Annotated in this window: 7 protein-coding genes, 1 rRNA gene and 1 pseudogene; 3 read left to right on the top strand and 6 right to left on the bottom strand. The window is 36.7% G+C overall.

The window, feature by feature from the left end; translation table 11 throughout:
• Positions 1-1797 precede the first annotated feature (1797 nt).
• Entirely contained in the window at positions 1798-2202 is a 405-nt protein-coding gene (locus ACFIJL_RS07705; RefSeq protein WP_375623995.1) for a flagellar protein FlgN, read from the top strand.
• 402 nt (positions 2203-2604) lie between these two features.
• Here ACFIJL_RS07705 and rrf read toward each other — a convergent pair.
• Both rrf and ACFIJL_RS07695 read right to left on the bottom strand, forming a co-directional pair.
• Positions 2605-2719: ribosomal RNA gene (gene rrf, locus ACFIJL_RS07700) — 5S ribosomal RNA — on the bottom strand.
• Positions 2720-4096: 1377 nt separating this feature from the next.
• Entirely contained in the window at positions 4097-6220 is a 2124-nt protein-coding gene (locus tag ACFIJL_RS07695) for an autotransporter outer membrane beta-barrel domain-containing protein (RefSeq protein WP_375623993.1), read from the bottom strand.
• Between the two features lie 73 nt (positions 6221-6293).
• Here ACFIJL_RS07695 and ACFIJL_RS07690 point away from each other — a divergent pair, with 73 nt between their 5' ends.
• Positions 6294-6902, top strand: a complete 609-nt coding sequence (locus tag ACFIJL_RS07690) for a hypothetical protein (protein WP_375623991.1) — start codon at positions 6294-6296, stop codon at positions 6900-6902.
• A 291-nt stretch (positions 6903-7193) separates the two neighbouring features.
• Here the strand turns inward: ACFIJL_RS07690 and ACFIJL_RS07685 are convergent, their stop codons facing one another.
• From ACFIJL_RS07685 to ACFIJL_RS07675, 3 genes are all read right to left on the bottom strand, one after another.
• Positions 7194-9272 carry an autotransporter outer membrane beta-barrel domain-containing protein gene (locus tag ACFIJL_RS07685; protein WP_375623989.1) on the bottom strand — a complete coding sequence of 693 codons (2079 nt, stop codon included), beginning with the start codon at positions 9270-9272 and terminating at the stop codon, positions 7194-7196.
• Positions 9273-9416: 144 nt separating this feature from the next.
• The gene (locus ACFIJL_RS07680) at positions 9417-11765 is read right to left on the bottom strand and encodes an autotransporter outer membrane beta-barrel domain-containing protein (RefSeq protein WP_375623987.1); all 2349 of its coding nucleotides are present in this window, start codon (positions 11763-11765) and stop codon (positions 9417-9419) included.
• Positions 11766-12397: 632 nt separating this feature from the next.
• Positions 12398-14914 carry an autotransporter outer membrane beta-barrel domain-containing protein gene (locus ACFIJL_RS07675; RefSeq protein ID WP_375623985.1) on the bottom strand — a complete coding sequence of 839 codons (2517 nt, stop codon included), beginning with the start codon at positions 14912-14914 and terminating at the stop codon, positions 12398-12400.
• 2367 nt (positions 14915-17281) lie between these two features.
• On the opposite strand from ACFIJL_RS07675, the pseudogene ACFIJL_RS07670 reads away from it, so the two are divergent.
• Positions 17282-17872, top strand: a pseudogene (locus tag ACFIJL_RS07670) (integrase arm-type DNA-binding domain-containing protein); the annotation flags it as partial.
• 111 nt (positions 17873-17983) lie between these two features.
• Here the strand turns inward: ACFIJL_RS07670 and ACFIJL_RS07665 are convergent.
• The coding region (locus ACFIJL_RS07665) for an autotransporter outer membrane beta-barrel domain-containing protein (protein ID WP_375623983.1) at positions 17984-18322 on the bottom strand (339 nt) is incomplete at its 5' end.

Raw genomic sequence — 18322 nt, 5'->3', positions numbered from 1 at the left:
TTATTTACGCGTCCCTCACTGTAAAAAAGCTGTATAAATACAGCAAGTTATTTTTACATAAAACTTACATGTTATCCGTAAATGGTATAACGGTAAATGTGAATAGTATAACAGTAAAGCTCTCATGAAATAATATAAAATTTGAATAATATAAAAATCTATAGAATGCTATCATCTTTATACTTATGAAAGAGCAAGTCACAATCATCGTACGCTTGCTTCCAATGTTTATTATAGTTCTTGGCATTTGCTAAGGTTCATAAGAGGCATTTTTCTTTCAGCGTATTTTATCAACACATCAGGGCGTTGTTTGTGATGTGCAAGCAAGTGATTTTAATTTATTCAACATGGAATAGATTTGAAATGTGATGATTATGAAAGAGAAGAGCTGCATTTAGAAGGTTGAAAACGAGAGAAAGATTGTAACAAAAATTGCACCTTGATTATAAAATGATTGTTTCTCTGTTTCTATACTAGTAGCGCATGTAAAGTCGCGATATTAAGAGCAAACTGTGTTATGGAATGAAATAATCTATAGGAAGATGCTGTGAAAATTCTGAAAATATCAATGGGGGAGCGTTAAGCATTATGCATTGGATAATATTTTGATTTATAATGATAATCTATCGTTATTCAACTTGAATTAGAGCTCTGAATACTGGAAAATTTTTCATTCCAAATCTGTTTTGTGGTGAATTAACAAAAAACATGTCTTTTGCAGTTACAAGCAGGGAGCTCCCATGCGCAGAGAAACTATACAAGAAAGGTATGCTTTTATGAACCATCTCAAGTGTCAAGGGTATCAGAACATAAGGGGTTAGAAAAATATATGATGGTGCTGGCTTGCTTCTTTTATTAAGCGTAAAGATGAAAAGTGCTCAATGGATTTTATACATGTCATGGAAGATTTATCATTATACCATTGATGGGTCGCGGCGCGAAATAGGCTTAGGTGCACTTAAGAGATATTTCTTTAAAACAAGCGTGTGAATATGCGATTGAAGACGTATCGAACTGATTGGCTAAGAAACTCTTGAAAAGGTTCAAAAAATCTTATATAGTCGTTTATTGCAAAGAAAAGCGAATGATAATTTAAAAAAGGAAGATTGATGGCTGTTTAGCTATTTTAAGATGTCTTTTTTATATTGCTGTATGGCTGATCTGTTTAAAAGAGCATTCTTTTTGTGTTTTATGCGAAATACTGCATGTGTGCAGAAAGAGCATGGGAGAGGGGGTGTCCTTTTGAATGGGTGCAAACTGATCTTGTCGGGTGCCATCTTATGGGGTGCCAGAAGGTGTACAAGTTTAAGTGCAGAGAGAGCCATAAGGTTATGGAGGGTAAAGTGCTTCTATCGGTAAAATGCTGAAATTTTTAATGGGCTTACGTCTTTATAGGCTGCGGTTTTTTGTCGGCAGGTAGTTTTGTGGCCGAAGTTCTCGTGAGAGAATTGTTGTTTTCTGTTGAAGACGTACTGGTGATAAAATAGGCAAAAATAAAATCAGCAAGGCGAAATAGACAGAGCAAATATGGAAGTGTCGATATTGCCGTAAGGTTTGAGTTTATAGCGTTTTGATGAATTAGTATAGCCATCAATGATGGTTTTGGAGCAAAGCAAGAAAAATATTTGAAGAGAATGCGTTGAAAGTTGAAGTGGTATACACTTTGAAGGATTGTCGTGCTGTTGTAGCAATGTTCGCATCACGAGCGTGGTTGAGTGTATCAGCATTGAAGAGAACCTGTTTAATCTCTCTCATTTGAAAGTAAGATTGAACAATAGTGTTGAAGGGGAAGTAAAAATGTCTGTAGTGCAATATGGTGATGATAGTTTTGCAGCAAAAGCAAAAGTTCTTGATAATAATCTTATTGATCGTGATTGGGCGATGACGAAATTTGTTGCTGCTGTTAAAGGATTAGCTCAAGTTGTTGATTATGAAAGCAATATGCTAGAGAGCAGTGGTGTTCCAGATTACGAAGAAATAAATTTATGTAAAATACGTGGTTTGCGTGATCTTAATAAATCCATGAGTGATGTGAAGCGCTACATGAATCAAGATATTGAGCATGAGGTTGAAAGTTTGTTGTCTGATTTGCAAGAAAAATTACAGCGTAATAGTGAATTACTTCAAACGCATTTAAATGCAGTTAATGATCTTTCTCGGGTTGTGCAACTATCTGGACGCGTAAAAGAAACAGAGGAATGATTCAAATCTGATTAATGTTGACTGTTCTAAGTGATGACAATGATTAGGTAGGGCAGTTGATTTGGATAAATAGTGCGTTTAGTGAGTAGAGTTGTTTTAAGCGCATTTTTGTATTTAAATTATTATCCTGATGTACTGTAAAATGCTGTTCTTAAAACAGTTTCTTTTAAGGTGTCGTGATGTGAACCACATGCTTTGGGAAACTGACTGAAAGAGAACTCAGAGAAGGCGGATTATTTACAGAAAATTGTTTGCAGACTAAGTCTGTAGGGAGCTTCATCTTTAGTTTAGGGAGGCGATCAAGGGGGTATTTAGACCAGCCTGTGCTGCCTTAAAAGCAGCTTCCTTGGGAATGTGGTAATGTAAGGTTTATACATTGAGTCTTTTGCATGCATTTAGCAGACCTAGCGGCGACTTACTCTCCCGTGCCTGAAGGCAAAGTACCATCAGCGCTGGAGTGTTTCACGGCCGAGTTCGAGATGGGATCGGGTGCGTTCACTCCGCCATAACCACCAAATCAGCAAAAAGCATGAATGATTCAGCAAAAAGCATGAATGATGACGAAGAGTATGTGATGAATATTGCCTATAAGCTTCATGGAGCACTGTCCTTTGAAGTGTGGTGATATGAAGCGGTTAGTTGCTGAAATCTGCATGTTTGAGACAAAGATTAAGGCGGTTTAATATTTTCTTCTGCTGTTTTTAGTTTTTGTATGCCAGATTGGAGAGAGCATCCAGATTTGAGTGGATATATTGCGTATATCTTTGTTGGCGTAATATTTGAAATGGGGCGGCAATCTCATTGGGAAAGAATAAAGGGGTAGAAATCAGCTTCCCTCTGTCCCGCCCGCCATCCTTTAATTTAGCTTTATGTCTTTCAAAAGTATCTAAAGCACTATCTGTTAAATAATGAAGATTACGTATTGTTTCACGCTTTTTTTATTGTGTTTTTTACTGGGGGCACGTCCTTCATGCACGACAAAATACTCAAAATAGAATGGATTTGTTATTCCTAATTCACGGCCTTGTTTTAAAGAGATATCTAAGCTTTCAAGTCTATTTCGTGATGGTGGTTGTGGGGCGCAACGACATCTTTGATGCAACGGCGCTTGTGAATGGTATAATAAGAAAGTCCCCATGGAAATAATATAAAATCTATAGGGCGCGACCATTTTTATGCTTAATAAAAGAGCAAGTTGATATTGTTATATTTTTCAACACTGTCATATTCTTTGTTTGATCCCAATGTTGCTACAGCCCTTGGCACTTGAAATAGTTCATTAGAGGCATTTTTAATCCTTTCTTAATAGTTTTTTATCCACAAGGCTCTTCCCCCTTGTCACTTGCAAGAGATATGGTTTTGGTTGTTTCAACCTAGAACAGGTCTAAAATGAAAGAATCTTACGATATTCTGGATTCTTCTCATTTAACATGCACAACAATTAATTGTCTTTATAAATCAATTTCTTGTCTTATGATGGAGTTGCTGTAGCATTGAGATTTTAGAGGAAAAACATGCCTTTAAGAATTTATAACAGATACTAAGTCTTTATAGTAGGTATATTAAATGCACATCATCTAAAATAAATGGAGTGTCCACAGCGAAGAAGGGGCTGACTTTTTTAAAAATCTGCATGAATGCTTATTCTGTTGTGCTGTAAAAACATCATCGCTTGAGTGTGGTGATATAAGACATAAAACTTTATGCATGGGGTGTTTTGATGAGAGAATGTTATGGTATTTAGTTTTTTATTCAATATGTAAAAGAAATATTATAGGTCAAAATCTTCTGTGATGTGATAATGATTTTTGAGAATTTTAAAAAATATATAAATTTAAATAAAAAAGCAGCACTTTGTGCTGCCCTTTTATTTAAGTTAAAATTAACTTCTGCTTTAGAAACGATAACGTATTCCGCCAGACAAATTGGTGCCAGATACACCGGCTTTTTGCAGTTTTTGCCGATAGCTGATATCGGCGTTTAGTACGATATTTTGAGAAAGATATGCATTCACCCCCATACCTCCCTCAATTGAAGAGCCGGTAGGATCAACATGAAAGGTATCAGAAATTTTTATTGTTTTACCATCACCAAAAGCTCTGATAATATTCATTTTACCATAGAAAGAAACAGCCTTGTTTTCTTCAACAGCCATTATTGTTTTTGTTAAACGTCCACCAAAACGGATCAACCATTGACGCGGATTGCCCATATCTACTTTTAAGCCATCGGCATCTGAAAAAATATCAAACATGAGATTTTGATAAATGAATTGTACTTGTGGTTCAAAGATTAAGCCTTTTGTGTCGGTTGCTAATTTCTGACCAATGGTCGCAGAGATATTAAGTATCTCAGTACCATCCAATTTTGCAGCATTTCCAACAAGAGCTGTGGTAATATTTCCCTTTAAAGCGCCGTAAGAAAAAAGTGTGTTTACATATATACCATTGCGATGCTGGATGCCGCTATAAGCGGTGAGTGACCATTTATCAAGTGTTGTCTTTTCAGAATCTTGCATCTCTTTTGGCGTAAAGGCAAGTTTTCCGTATGTTCCTAAAAGACCAAAATGTGTGCTTATATCTTTGCCTTCCAAGGCAGCTAATATAACACCCAGTTGTAAAGCAGTATAGTTTACATCAGCACCATAACCATAGTGCAGTGGATCGCGGTTGGAAGATAAGGTGGATTTCTCACTGTAAGAAGAGAAAAAGATACCATTCTTTTTATTGTCTTTTGCCTCAAATACTGTTGTTCGCATATTGTCTAACAACGTGTTTTGATTGTTTACATCAGTAAATCCAGCAGAAAATAAAGTATTAGATATGGTTAAATAGTTTGCTACCTGTGGTAAAAGGGCTCGAACTTTTTTATCCTTATCAATGTAGGCATTTTGTAAGCGGAAATCCCAGAAATCACTATTCTTCTTGCCAAAAAGATTTTGGCTTTCATGAGATGTTCCAGGCTTATAGCTTGTGAGTACATATTTATAAGGTTGTTTCCCTATTGTCATATAGTTTCCTGCTAACGTGAAGGAATTTTCGTTTGCTTGTCCGGAAACTTGAATGATTGAAATCCCATGTGTCCCTAAAGGAAGTGAAGCCATCTTCTCTTCCCAAACAGCAGAGCTATCGGTTTGGAGATTGATGTGAACAACAGTACTTCCTGAGACATCACCATTAATCACAATGCGATCAGTTTGTTGTTCCGTGATAGGAGAATGTTTATCCCATTGAGTGTTTACATAAATCTCTGCAAGACCCGCTGTACTATAAATCGCTGCTGTGTGAGTTGTTTCGTCTTCTTGCGAAAGATTAGGTCCTATAAACAGAGTTTGATAATGTCCCTCCATTGGTTTGTCAAACATAATGACACTGTCTGTAAGGTGCAATTCAGAAAGATTAGAGTATGATTTATCATCAACACCAAACTGTTTATAGTCATTTAAAATATTATCATTATTTATGGCATTTTTATTCGCCTTTAAAAGCCATTTCGTCTCCTCTTTTAGATCAAAAACTGTTCTGTTATCTTTAGAAGTTCTTACCCGACCTTCTAAAGAAGAGTGGTTTGCAACGAATATAATGGTGTTTGTGGAGGAACTTTCGTTCTTGATATTTTTTAATAAAATATCGGCATGAATTTCTGAATTTTTAAGGTTGACTTCCCCGTTTACGCCTGTTCCATAAAGGCTGATACCGCTACCATGTTCAACGAAAAGCTTTGTATTCTCTAGGGTCACTTTATTAGGAATAGCTTGTTCTTGAGCGATATTGTTATTCCTTTCAGCATTGTGTGTATATCCTTTTCTAGGGGGATAGTATTGATTATTGCGGAAAATAATACCGTCTGCTTCATAATTTCCCGTGACGTGTACGTTTGAATCCTTAAGTTTGATTGTGCCCTTCATGTTTACCAAACCAGCTGTTTCTGCTGTTGCAGTAATACCTGTAGCATCAATTTCTCCACCATCTGATACGCTTAGTGCAACAAAACGCGCATCAACTGTTCCCCCTATCATGTTGACTTTTGAATTATTTCCATCTGCATGTACAGCAAAACCATTGTCTTGAATTTTTTTGTTATGTAGCGTTATGGTCTTACCGTTTGTAGCCTCAACTCCAGAGTTTATATTCTCAATTTGTGTAGACTTTTCAAGTTGTTTTATTGGTGATATTGGTTTTTCTAGCTCTGATTTTTCAGATACTTTTTGTGCAGAGGCAGATCGCACGGGCGCTGGTTTTATAGATTTTGGCGGTACCGGTAATGCTGGTTGTCCAGTTTCTACTCTTAAAGATATTGGCTGTGCGCGTTCTGGTTCTTTAGGCGTTGGCGATAGCTCTGTTGTTAGTCTTGTAGCTTCCGTGCTTGTAGGTTCTGACTGTGAGGATACAGCAGAATTTTCGGGCGTTTTTTTTCTGGAAGAGTTTGTAGAAGAGGATGGCGCCCCTGAACGTCTTCTAGATTTTGCTTCCATTCCTGTCGTTGAAGCTGTTCCTATCGCTGAAGATTGTGTAATAGTGTCTTGTGTGGCTGTAGGGGTAGATTGTACATCTTCTGTATTTCCTTCAAGTTGTGTTTTTGGAGGTAGAGTGCTCGTGGAAGTAGGCGTTGTAGATTCACTCCCTGTAGGAGAAGAGCTTCTGGTCGTTCTTGTAGACCTAGATGTTGAAGGTGGATACGAAGATGATGCATTTGAATAGGGATTAGAAGTTCTGGATGCACCTATTTGATGAGTGGGTTGCAGAGAAGAGAGAGCTATCGTAGGTTGTGTATTCGTATCATGAAGAGCATTAGACAAGCTGGTGGAAGAACAAAACAGAACTCCAGAAACTGTGTATAGTAAAAAACTTTTTTTCATATGGATGTATTCCTAAATGTTTCCCCTCTCTTAATAAAAGATAAAACCTTGGCCTCATTATGTTTATTTTGTAAGAGACAAAACGAAACATAATGAGAGCACGTTATATTTCAAGATAGGAATATAAGTATTTTTAAAAGTGATAGCGCATTCCAGCGGAAATATTTATTGCAGATATGCCATCTTTTTTGAGTTTATGTTGATAGCTGAGATCACTATGAAGCTCGATATTTTGCGATAAGTGCGCCTGAATACCAAAACCACCTTCGACTAAAGATTCCATAGCAGCAAACGGAAAGTTTTCACTAAAAGTTTTGATCATGTTCAGTTTGCCGTAGAAGGAAAGGGCATGGCCTTTGTTTTGTGTCAAACGTCCACCAATACGGAGCAACCATTGATGAGGTTTGCTTATGTCTATTTTAGAGTTATCGCCATCTGATTTAGAGTTATCGCCATCTGATTTAGAGTTATCGTCATCTGAGAAAGAGCTCCTATCTGATAAAGAACCAAGCATGAGACGTTGATAAACAAGTTGTGCTTGCGGTTCTAGGATTACACCTTCCAAACTGGTTGATAGTTTTTGACCAACAGTTGCAGCGGCTCCTAATGTTTTACTATTCTTCACTTTTGAGGTAGGTTTTATGAGAGCTGTGGCGTTATTTTCTTTGAAAATTCCATAAGAGAGAAATGCATTTGCATAGATGCCACTGTCATGCTGAATATTTCCATATGCGGTGAGTGACCATTTATCAAACATATTTTTTTGAAAACTCTCCTTGTTTTTAGGAGTAAAAGATAATTTCCCATATGTTCCGAAAAGACCAAAGTTGCTGCTGATATTTTCATCTTTTAGCGCTATTAATGTTGCTCCTGCTTGCAATGCAGCATAGCGAATATCTGCTTGGACACCATCTTGTTCTTCTTGAACCTTGGAAGAAAACGTGCTCTTATTGCCATAAGAGGATAAGAAAACGCTTCTTTCTAGATGATCTTTGGGTTCAAACATTGTTATTTGCATATTGTCTAACAAAATATTTTGATTGTTGACATCACTAAACCCAACAGCAAACATCGCGATAGGCATGACTAAAGAGCTTTCTTCTTGTGGTGTAAGAATTGTTCTTTTTGCTGTCCCATCAAGAGAAGTAGAAGTTGCAGTTGCTTTATTATCATCATCTGTAAGTTTAGAGGTGCTCTCTGTAGCCGCGGTAGCGGTATTTCCAACCTTTGGGAGCAAATTCATATGCGCTTTTTCGGATGGAAGAGTCGTTTTCGATGCTGAGGAAGTGGTGTTCGTTTTATGATCAATATCAGATTGCGAATTTTCATTTATTTTAGGCTGTCTCATTCCATGATCTGTTCTTGTGAATGAATTGTCCTTTGAATTATCCTTGTGTTGGGCAGCAACATGAGCGGGTGGTAATTTATCACTAGAGCGTCTTTGTCTTGTACTGGAGACAATAAGAGGTTGTTTATTCTCTTCAGATGAAGGAGAGGTTATATCTCCTTTTCTCTCCACGTTGGTTATTCCATCGGTGTTCAAAGTCTCTAATACCGCTTTGCGTACAGTATTGGAAAGTTCCTTGTTGTGTTCTTGTAATGCACTATCCACTTGTGCTGCTTTATGTAATATTTCTGCTTTATTTTGCAGTTCAGACCAATTGCGATTGTCTTGGCTCACCCATTGTTGGAGTGCTTCATTAACACGCTGTTGGTTATCAGCATCAAGGATTGCTGCTGCTTTTGCGGCATCAGAAAGTGCTTTCTCATAGCCACGTGATAAATTCTCTGCTTTTATCAACCTGTTTTGACGTAATTGATCAAGCTGCGCATTGGCTTGTAGCATGTGTTGCATATCTTTATGGTGTTTGTTTGCCATGGCTTGGGTACGTGTATTATCCATTTCACGTTTCACCACGTTCATATGTGCGCCAGAGCCATAACGACTTGCACCTGCAAAAGAGTTGTTAATCGTATCTCTTACACGATCCATATGATTTTCAAGTGCTTGGTTGAAGTGCGCATTATTTTGCATCATGGCGCCAGAGGCTATCTTCTCAAGATTTTTTTCTGCTTGTGTTGGTGTGCTTATTGAATCAATGGCATGGCGTGTTTGGTGGCTTAGACCAGAGGCGGTGCTGGTAGATGTGAAATTAAAAGAAGAAAAAAATAAAGCACAAGCGGCTGTACATAACAAAAGATTCTTATGCATAGAGATGTTCCTTAAGATATTTTCTTTGTTTTGCTAAAAATGAACCACTTTTTGACACATTGCGTTTTTTTGTAATGTAGCAAAATATAAGCAGCACTGTTTTCATCTCAGGCTGCTTATGTGTCAAATAGAGAGCTAAGATTTCTAAAAGCGATAACGCATTCCACCGGAAAAATTAATTCCAGAGAACCCAGCTTTTTGAAGTTTATGTTGGTAATTAACGTCAGCATGAAGTGCGATATTTTTAGAAAGCTGCGCGTTAATGCCAAGCCCACCTTCAAGGGAAGAGCCCATAGAATCGAGATGGAAAGATTCCATAACATCGATAGTGCGCTTCTCACCAAAAGCTTTGATGACATTCAATTTACCATAAAAAGAAAGAATATGATCTTTTTCAATGGGAAGCCTTGTTTTTATCAAACGCCCTCCAATACGGACCAACCATTGATGAGGGGGCTTTATATTAACTTGGAAGCCATCAATATCTGAAAGAGTGCCAAAGGCAATATGTTGATAAATAAGTTGTGCTTGTGGTTCAAAGGATACCCCTTCAACACCAGTTGCTAGTTTTTGTCCAACGGTAGCTGATATATTTAATGTATTCGTATTGTTTAATTCTGTAGTGTTGCCGATAAGGGCTGTTGTAATATGTCCGTTTAAAATGCCGTAAGAGAAAAGTGCATTAACATAGAAACCATTGTCATGGTGGAGGTTCCCATAGGCCGTAAAGGACCATTTATCCAGTATGCTTTTGTCAGAACCTTCCATGTCCTTTGGCGTAAAAGCGAGCTTTCCATATGTGCCTAAAAGACCAAGATTCGCGGTTATATTTTGATTTTCTAACGTTGTTAATGTCATGCCTGCTTGTATAGCAGTATAGTGAACATTAGCACCATAACCATATTCCAATGGACTACGGCTGGAAGATAACGTCATCTTGTTGCCATAAGTCGATAAAAATATCCCTTGCTGTTTATGACCATCTAATCCAAAAACTGTTGAGTGCATATTATCTAACAGTGTATTTTGATTGTTTATATCAGCCAAGCCAGAGGAGAATATTGCATTATGCATAACCAAATAGCTTGCCATTTGAGGAACAAGAGCTTTGATTTTTCCTTCATCATCAAGAGTCGCATTTTGTAGACGGAAATCCCAAAACTCTTCACTTTCTTGCAAGAGACTTTGCTGTTTGTCAGCTTTTCCATGGCTGGATGTTGGTCCATAGCCATTTAATACATATTTATAGGGCAATCCATCCATTGTAGTGTAGCCATTTGCCAGCGTGAAGGCGGTTTCTTCTGCTTTTCCAGACACTTGAATAAGTGAGAGACCACGCGTGTTCAAAGGAATTGAATCTTCATCATCATCGAATGGTTCTGCACATTTTGAAAGATTGTTGAAATAGATCGTTGTGGTGCCTGAGACATCACCATGAACGAGAACACGGTCAGTTTTTTGTTGTTCTTTTATAAGACCATTACTCCATTCGGTATTAAAGTAAATCCTTGCGTTGCCCAATGCATTGTAAACCATTGTTGCATCGGAGCTTCTGTTTTGCTCTGATTTCGCAACTTCAGCTGTTGGCTGTTTTCCCACATGCAAGGTTTGATACTGATTGTCTGCTAGTTTATGCGGCGCCTTAAATATAATAGAGCTATTATTAAGGTTCAATACTGAGACAATAGATTGTGCACGTTGTTTAATATCAGTGAGCAAGTATCCTTTAGAGCTGTCAAACTCTTTGTCTACTTCAAATTGACTAATCTTTAGGGACCATTTGCTGTTATTGTTGAGAGTAAAAATCGTTGTATTTTGAGGGAAAGTCTTTGCTCGTCCTTCTATAATCGAATTGTCAGCGCTTAATATAAAAGTGCGAGGATCGATATCTTTAGAGTTTTCTGGGATTTTATTTTTTAATAATATATCAGAACGAATTTCTGAACTTTTAAGTTCTACCTCAGCAACAGATTTTGCATAATCTGGTCCTAGAATACCAATACCATTTTCAACAAGAAGTTTTGTGTTGGTAAGAATTGCTTTATTGATAACTTTTTCACCCTCTTTTACTTGGGAACTCGAGATGTAATCGAAAAGAATACCGCGACTTTTGTGATGTCCAGAAACATTTATGATTGAATCTTCAATATGAATGATGCCGTTTGAAATTTCTAAACCACGAGAATCTGATTTTCCTACAGTTTTTTTAGCATGAATACGTCCACCTGTTGTTGCGGTAAATAAATTTGAATCCGAACGCATTGTTGAATTTGTAATGGTGATAAAGGCTTTGTCATCAGCAACCACTGTTGTATATGTGCCGCGGATAAAAACGTTATTAAAAGTCTTTTCTTCTCCTGCTTTATCCGCACGAGCCATAATCATGGTGGGAGCCGATGTGTTTGCATAAGTTGAACCGAAATGAGAAAAAATCAAAGTTCCAGCAATTGTACATAACAAAAAATTTTTCTTATAAATATATTTCTTACACATAGATATGCCTTTAGTATTTGGTATGCTTTGATGCTTACTTCATTCCCCTGATGGCGCAAGTACCCAGACAGCTTCTATATCATTATGTTTTTATTGTAAACAACAAAACGAAATATTGTGTCGTGTTCTTTATCGTTAAAAAAATGATTTTAGAAGAGCTTTTAAAATAAAAATTGCAGTTAGAAACTATGAATTGCAGAAAAGCTAGATTGATAAGTATTCCGTTTAAAAGTGTTAAGAAACAAAATATTTTGCAAGGATGTTGATTGCTTAAGGCTGTTGTTATGGAAACTCTACAAAGTTTTTGGAGAAGCTGTTGTTGTGCGCTTACAAAAAGCTTTTAATTGATTTTCTTACACAGATAAGTATTCATTACGTGTTTTATAATACAAAAAATTTTATTAAAAGCATTTGATTTTTATAAATCAAAAAGGCAGTTCTCTTGAGGATTCAGTATTCATTTAGAGATAACAGATTTTATTACAGTTGGTATGAGTGAGATTAATTGGCTCAAGAAAGGTGGTAGAAAGAATAGTTGTTGACGGTTCTTTCCGATAGATTGTAAAAAAGGCAGCACATTTGCACTGCCTTTTATTAAAATGAATAGACTATAAATTGTTTTTTTCTTTTTCTTAAAACTGATAGCGTATTCCGCCTGAAAAGCTTGCTCCAGATATACCAGTTTTTTGAAGCTTATGTTGGTAGTTAACATCAGCATGAAGGGCGATATTTTGTGACAATTGTGCATTTACACCAAGTCCACCTTCAACAGACACTCCCATAGAATCAAGGTGGAATGGTTCACCAATCTGTATCGTACCATTGTTAGAAAAAGCTTTAACAATATTCAATTTACCAGAGAAAGAAAGAATACCGCCGTTTTCAATAGAAAGCTTCGTTTGCGTTAAGCGTCCACCAAAACGCACTAACCATTGATGAGGATTTCCCATATCCACATCAAAGCCATCGACATCTGAGAGTGTGCCAAGCATGAGACGTTGATAAACAAGTTGTGCTTGTGGTTCAATGACCAATCCTTTCCTACTGGTTTCGAATTTTTGTCCAATAGTTGCCGATGCACTGAATGTATCAGCATTTTTCAATTCTGTAGTCTTTCCTATGAGAGCTGTGGTGATATCTCCCTTGAGCATTCCATAGGAGAAGAGTGCATGGATGTATATCCCATTATTATGGCGCAGCCCACTATATGCAGCAATTGACCATTTATTGAGTGTACTCTTGTCAGCTCCTTCCATGTCTTTTGGGGTGAAAGCTAATTTCCCATATGTCCCCAAAAGACCAAAATTGGTGGTCATGTTTTGATCTTCTAGAGCTGCTAATGTAATGCCTGCCTGTAAAGCTGCATAGTGAATATCGGCACCATAGCCATATTGTAATGGTGTACGGTGAGAGGATAATGTTATCTTATTGCCATAAGTCGAGAAGAAGACTCCTTTGTTTTTATGATCTTTTGTTTCAAAGGTGTTTTCCTGCATCGAGTTTAGTAAAATATTTTGATTATTTACATCAGCCAGTCCCGCTGAGAATAGTGCGTTAGGCATGGACAAATAGCTTGCCACTTGAGGAACAAGGGCTCTGATCTTTCCTTCATCATCGAGAGTCGCGTTTTGCAAGCGAAAATCCCAGAAATTCTGATTTTTTTCCAAGATGTTTTGTGCGTTGTTTGCTTGTCCAAGGGATGATGAACCGGTATTTTGCGCTTCTTTCTCTTTTGGTGAAACGCCTTCAATCATTTTTCCGGATATTGTGTAGATTGTGTAGTCTTTGAGGGTATTTTCTTTTGATTCTTGTGATATTCCGCTAAAACGACTTTGTGTGCTATCGGCTATCCCATGGCTGGATGTTGGACCATAGGCTTTGAGTATATATTTATAGGGCAAGCCCCCCATTGTGGTGTAGCCATGTGCAAGTTTGAAGGAATCTTCATTTGCATTTCCAGAAACTTGAATGAGTGAAAGACCACGCATATTCGAGGAAACAGAATCTTCAGCTTTTAATATCTCACCTTTCGCAAGGTTCTTGATATGGACTGTTGTGCTGCCTGATACATCACCATGAATAAGAAGACGATCAGCTTTTTGCTGTTCTTTTGCTAGACCATCACTCCATTCAATATTAAAATAAATCTTTGCATTGCCCGTGGCATTGTAAACTGTACTGTAAGTACTTTCTATATCGGGGATTGTACTTCCCTCAGGTCTACGAACCTCAGCTGTTCGCCCTACAGACAAGGTATGATAATGATCTTTTTCCCGCCCTTGCGGTACCTTAAATATGATAGAACTATTATTAAGATTCAGTACTGAAACGGTAGAAAGGGCTCGTTGTTTAATATCACTGAGCTCATAGTTAAACGCATTAAAGTCAGTATCGACTTCCTCTTGAGAGGTCTTTAAGTACCATTTACTCTTGTTATTCAGAGTCAAAACCGTTGTATTGACTTTTAAAGTTCTTGCTCGTCCCTCTATTGTTGAATTATCAGCGGTTAATGCTAAAGTTACAGGAAGAGTATCGTTGTCATAATATTTACGTTTTGTTTTATTTCTCAATAATACGTCAGATCGAATTTCTGAGTCTTTAAGTTGAACTTCAACAACAGCTTTTGAGCAGTAGGGACCAAGGATACCGGTACCGTTTTTCACAAGAAGTTTTGTATTGCTAAGAACAACCTTATTGACAACTTTTTCTCCATTTTTTAAAGAGCGATCTTTTGTTTCATAAAAAACGATACCACCGGCACCTCCTCGTTGGACGGTTATGGTTGAATCTTCAACGTTGATTGTACCATTCTTTGTTTCTAAACCTTTGTACACTGTATTTGCTTCAATTTCTTTAGCATGAATGCGTCCACCTGTTGATACAGAAAGTGCAGACATTTCCGTGTGTATTGTTGATTTTACAATTGTGATAGCTGCTTTATCATGCGCTAATATTCCAGGTCCTTTATCACGGACAAGAACATTATTAAAAGTCTTCTCTTCTCCCTTATTTAATTCAATCTTCCCCAAAATTGCAGGAGTTTCAGGAGCCGATGTATCTGCATAAGTTGAACCGAAATGAGAAAAAATCAAAGTTCCAGCAATTGTACATAACAAAAAATTTTTCTTATAAATATATTTCTTACACATAGATATGCCTTTAGTATTTGGTATGCTTTGATGCTTACTTCATTCCCCTGATGGCGCAAGTACCCAAACAGCTTCTATATCATTATGTTTTTATTGTAAATAACAAAACGAATTATATTGGTGGTCTACTCTATGATTTGAAGTTTTGCTTTAGAAAAAATTTGTTCATGATCATACAAAGTCGAGAAAAGTGGATTTCATAAAACCTAGCTTGGTTAAGCTTATGCTAAAAGCACTATGAAGTATGATATTTAAAAACTGTCTATTAAAGATAATCGCTATAAAAGCTCTATCGCATTGAGATGTATTATTTGATGTACTCACCAAGACGATCAGAAAATTTTCTCTGCTATAAGAAGAGATGAGGGGGCTATTCACAGGCTTTCTTTAAAGAAGCTTTTCCTTAAGGGTAGCAAAGTCCATTTTTCTAAGGTCGCACAGCCCATTTCGCGATGGTTTTCATGAATGCTATAACGCTAAAGCCATAGAGTCCCATCATCTTTATACTTACGAAGGAGCAAGCCGATACCTTTAACGCTTAATAAAAGAGCAACCCCATCACATACTTTGCTAGCTCCCAATGTTGTGTGGATAGCCTTTGGCACTTGAGGCGGTTCATGAGAGGAATTCTCAGGCTTTTCTTATATAACTTTTCTCCACACACCAACCCTGCTTGTAACGTGCAAGTGAATGATTTTGATTAGTTCAACATGGAACAGATTTTAAATGAGAGAAATTTACGATATTCAAGATTTTAATTCAATAGGAATAACGCTAAATTATCATTATAAATCAATATTTTGAATATTTCATTTAAAACATCTTTTATTGATACAAAAAGAACTTTATTGAGTTATTTCATTTATAAATGAAATAATTAGCTTTCTTGAGCGTTTTGTATGTGAAAGATAAAGCGCTTGTTGTTAGATTTTCTTTTCATGCATTAATTTTCTCAAAACTGTTTGTTTAGAAGAACCAGCAATAGAAGTGTAAATAAATCTTTATAGATAGAGACAATACATCGTAAAGAAAGAATTTATTTTATTACTATAATAGATTGTAAATAACAAAAAAATACAGTCCGTTTTTTGTTAATAGTAAACGGATCAATATGCTTATTTTTTTATAATTTTATATTAAAATTGGTAGCGTATTCTATCAGAAATACTTGTCTCGGTTATACGTCTTTTAAAATTTTTTCTGATAGTTTACATCAATATAGAGGGTTAAATTGTGAAATAACTGTGTATTGTGCTAAACGCACCTTTAACGGCAGGATCTATCGGATTAAGGTAAAATAAATACCAATCTGTTTAGTATCATCAATATCAAAGTTTTTTAAGGAAGTTCACTTTCTCATACAAGGATGGGGTACGATCTTCTACGCTTCTAACAATAGTTTTTGTTAGATACCTACTTATCCGGATTGACTGGGAAGGCTGTCTGATTTAATTTTAAGATTATCAATATGTTAAAAGGCATTAAAAATCAATTCCTTAGTACACAAATTATGTTTGTGCTTCAAAAGGTTAGTTCTCTGATGATTTTTTGCAAATTTTTGACAAATGATTGTTGAGGCAATTAACATTTTTACAGCATAACTTTAATAGTATTTTTTTATAGAAGTTTTAGAGATATTTGCTGGCCAGATATCATAAGGGAAGAGTGTAGCCATATGAAAACACTATTATGCTCTGTTATGTTGTAGCTATAATTGATGATTTATCCGGTATGCTTTTTTTGCATTTTCTATATCCTTTGGAGTGAATGAGAGTGGCTGTAGGTTCCTATCTATTTCAAATGTGCAGTGGTTAACTTTTCATTTTTCTAATATCATCTTTGCTTGGATAGCTCCATGGGGCATATTAGCACCATATCTACCTTCAAAGAGGAGCATAATCAAACGGTAGAGTTTCTGTACTTCCATAAGTGAAAAAGCAAGAAATCTTCTATTTTTTAAGATTTATTCTTAATGCTGTTATCTTTATATTATCTAAAAATACACTTTGCTTAGCTTTATGGGCAAATTCGATGATAAATAGCTGCGCAACCCATGTGAAGAGGAGGAAAAGCGTATTTAAGTGGAAAAGAAAACACTTCAGGAAAAAATGGATTTCATGTACGAAAAGGCTGCATAACTTTGTGACATATTCTAGATAAAAATACCTGATCTTTTATCTTGATAAAAATGGTATAATGTAATGATTTATAATGATAATTTATCGTTACTTTCATTGCGTTAGAGTTCTGAATAACGTAAGATTCTCTCATTTTAAACCTGTTTGTCTTAAATCAAGAAAAACCATTCTCTTGCACACCACAAGCGGGGCTGGCGTGTGGGTAAAAAATGTATAAGAAAGGTCTAAAATGGCTCTTATGAATCGTCTCAAGAGCTAAGGTCTTTAGCAACACCCACGAGCTGGAAAATATAATGATGGTGCCGGCTTGCTCCTTCACAAACGTAAAGATGGGGGTGCTCAATGCTTTATCGTTATACCATTCATGGGCGCTGTTGCTAAATGGATTTGGGTGCTTTGAGAGATGTCTCTTTAAAACAAGCTCGTGAATTGGCACCCCTCCCAATAGCACTCTGTTCTTCGTGATGGTCATGATCCCATTAAAGAACGTGAGAAACGAAAACGTGAGGCAATGCGTAATCTCCATTACTTAAAAGACATTGCCTTAGATGCTTTTGAAAGTTGTAAAGCTGAATTAAAAAATGATGGAGATGGAAACTGTTTTCACCTTTAAAACTCCATATTCTCCTCAAATTAGGCTGTCTGTCTATTTCAGAGATTACACAAACAGAAATAGGCAATACCCTCGCTCCCATCTGTCATACAAAAGCTGGAGCTGCTAATACAGTACTGATGCGTCTCAAGCTTTGTTTTAAACATGCCGCGGCGTTGGGCGTGGATGTTGATTTTACAGGCAGTAGAAAAAGCAAGGGCTCTCTTAAGGAGGGATAGTGTAGTGTTATTAGGATTTATAAAGCGAAAAGGCAGCATATTGTGGCTGCCTTTTTTGTTAATGCATAGAAAAGAAATACGCTGTTTTGACAGTTTTGTTTTAAAACTGATAGCGTATGCCACCTGAAAAGCTTGCACCACTTATACCAGTTTTTTGAAGCTTTTGTTGATAACTTACATCACCATGAAGGGAGAAATTGTGAGACAGTTGTGCACTAATGCCAACGCCGCCTTCAATTGCAGGTCCCATAGGATCAAGGTCAAAGTTTCTGCCAATCTGGATGGTACCATTATCACCAAAGGTTTTGATCAAGTTTACTTTTCCATAGAAAGACATAGGACGGTTGTTCTCAGTGGAAATGGTTTTTGTCAAACGTCCACCAACACGGATCAACCATTGAGAAGGATTTTTCATATCAACGGTAAAATTATCAGCATC

Origin of the sequence: Bartonella sp. TT119HLJHH, from assembly GCF_042193385.1 — a bacterium.
Lineage (GTDB): Bacteria > Pseudomonadota > Alphaproteobacteria > Rhizobiales > Rhizobiaceae > Bartonella.
This window is presented reverse-complemented; position numbering and strand designations above follow the sequence as displayed.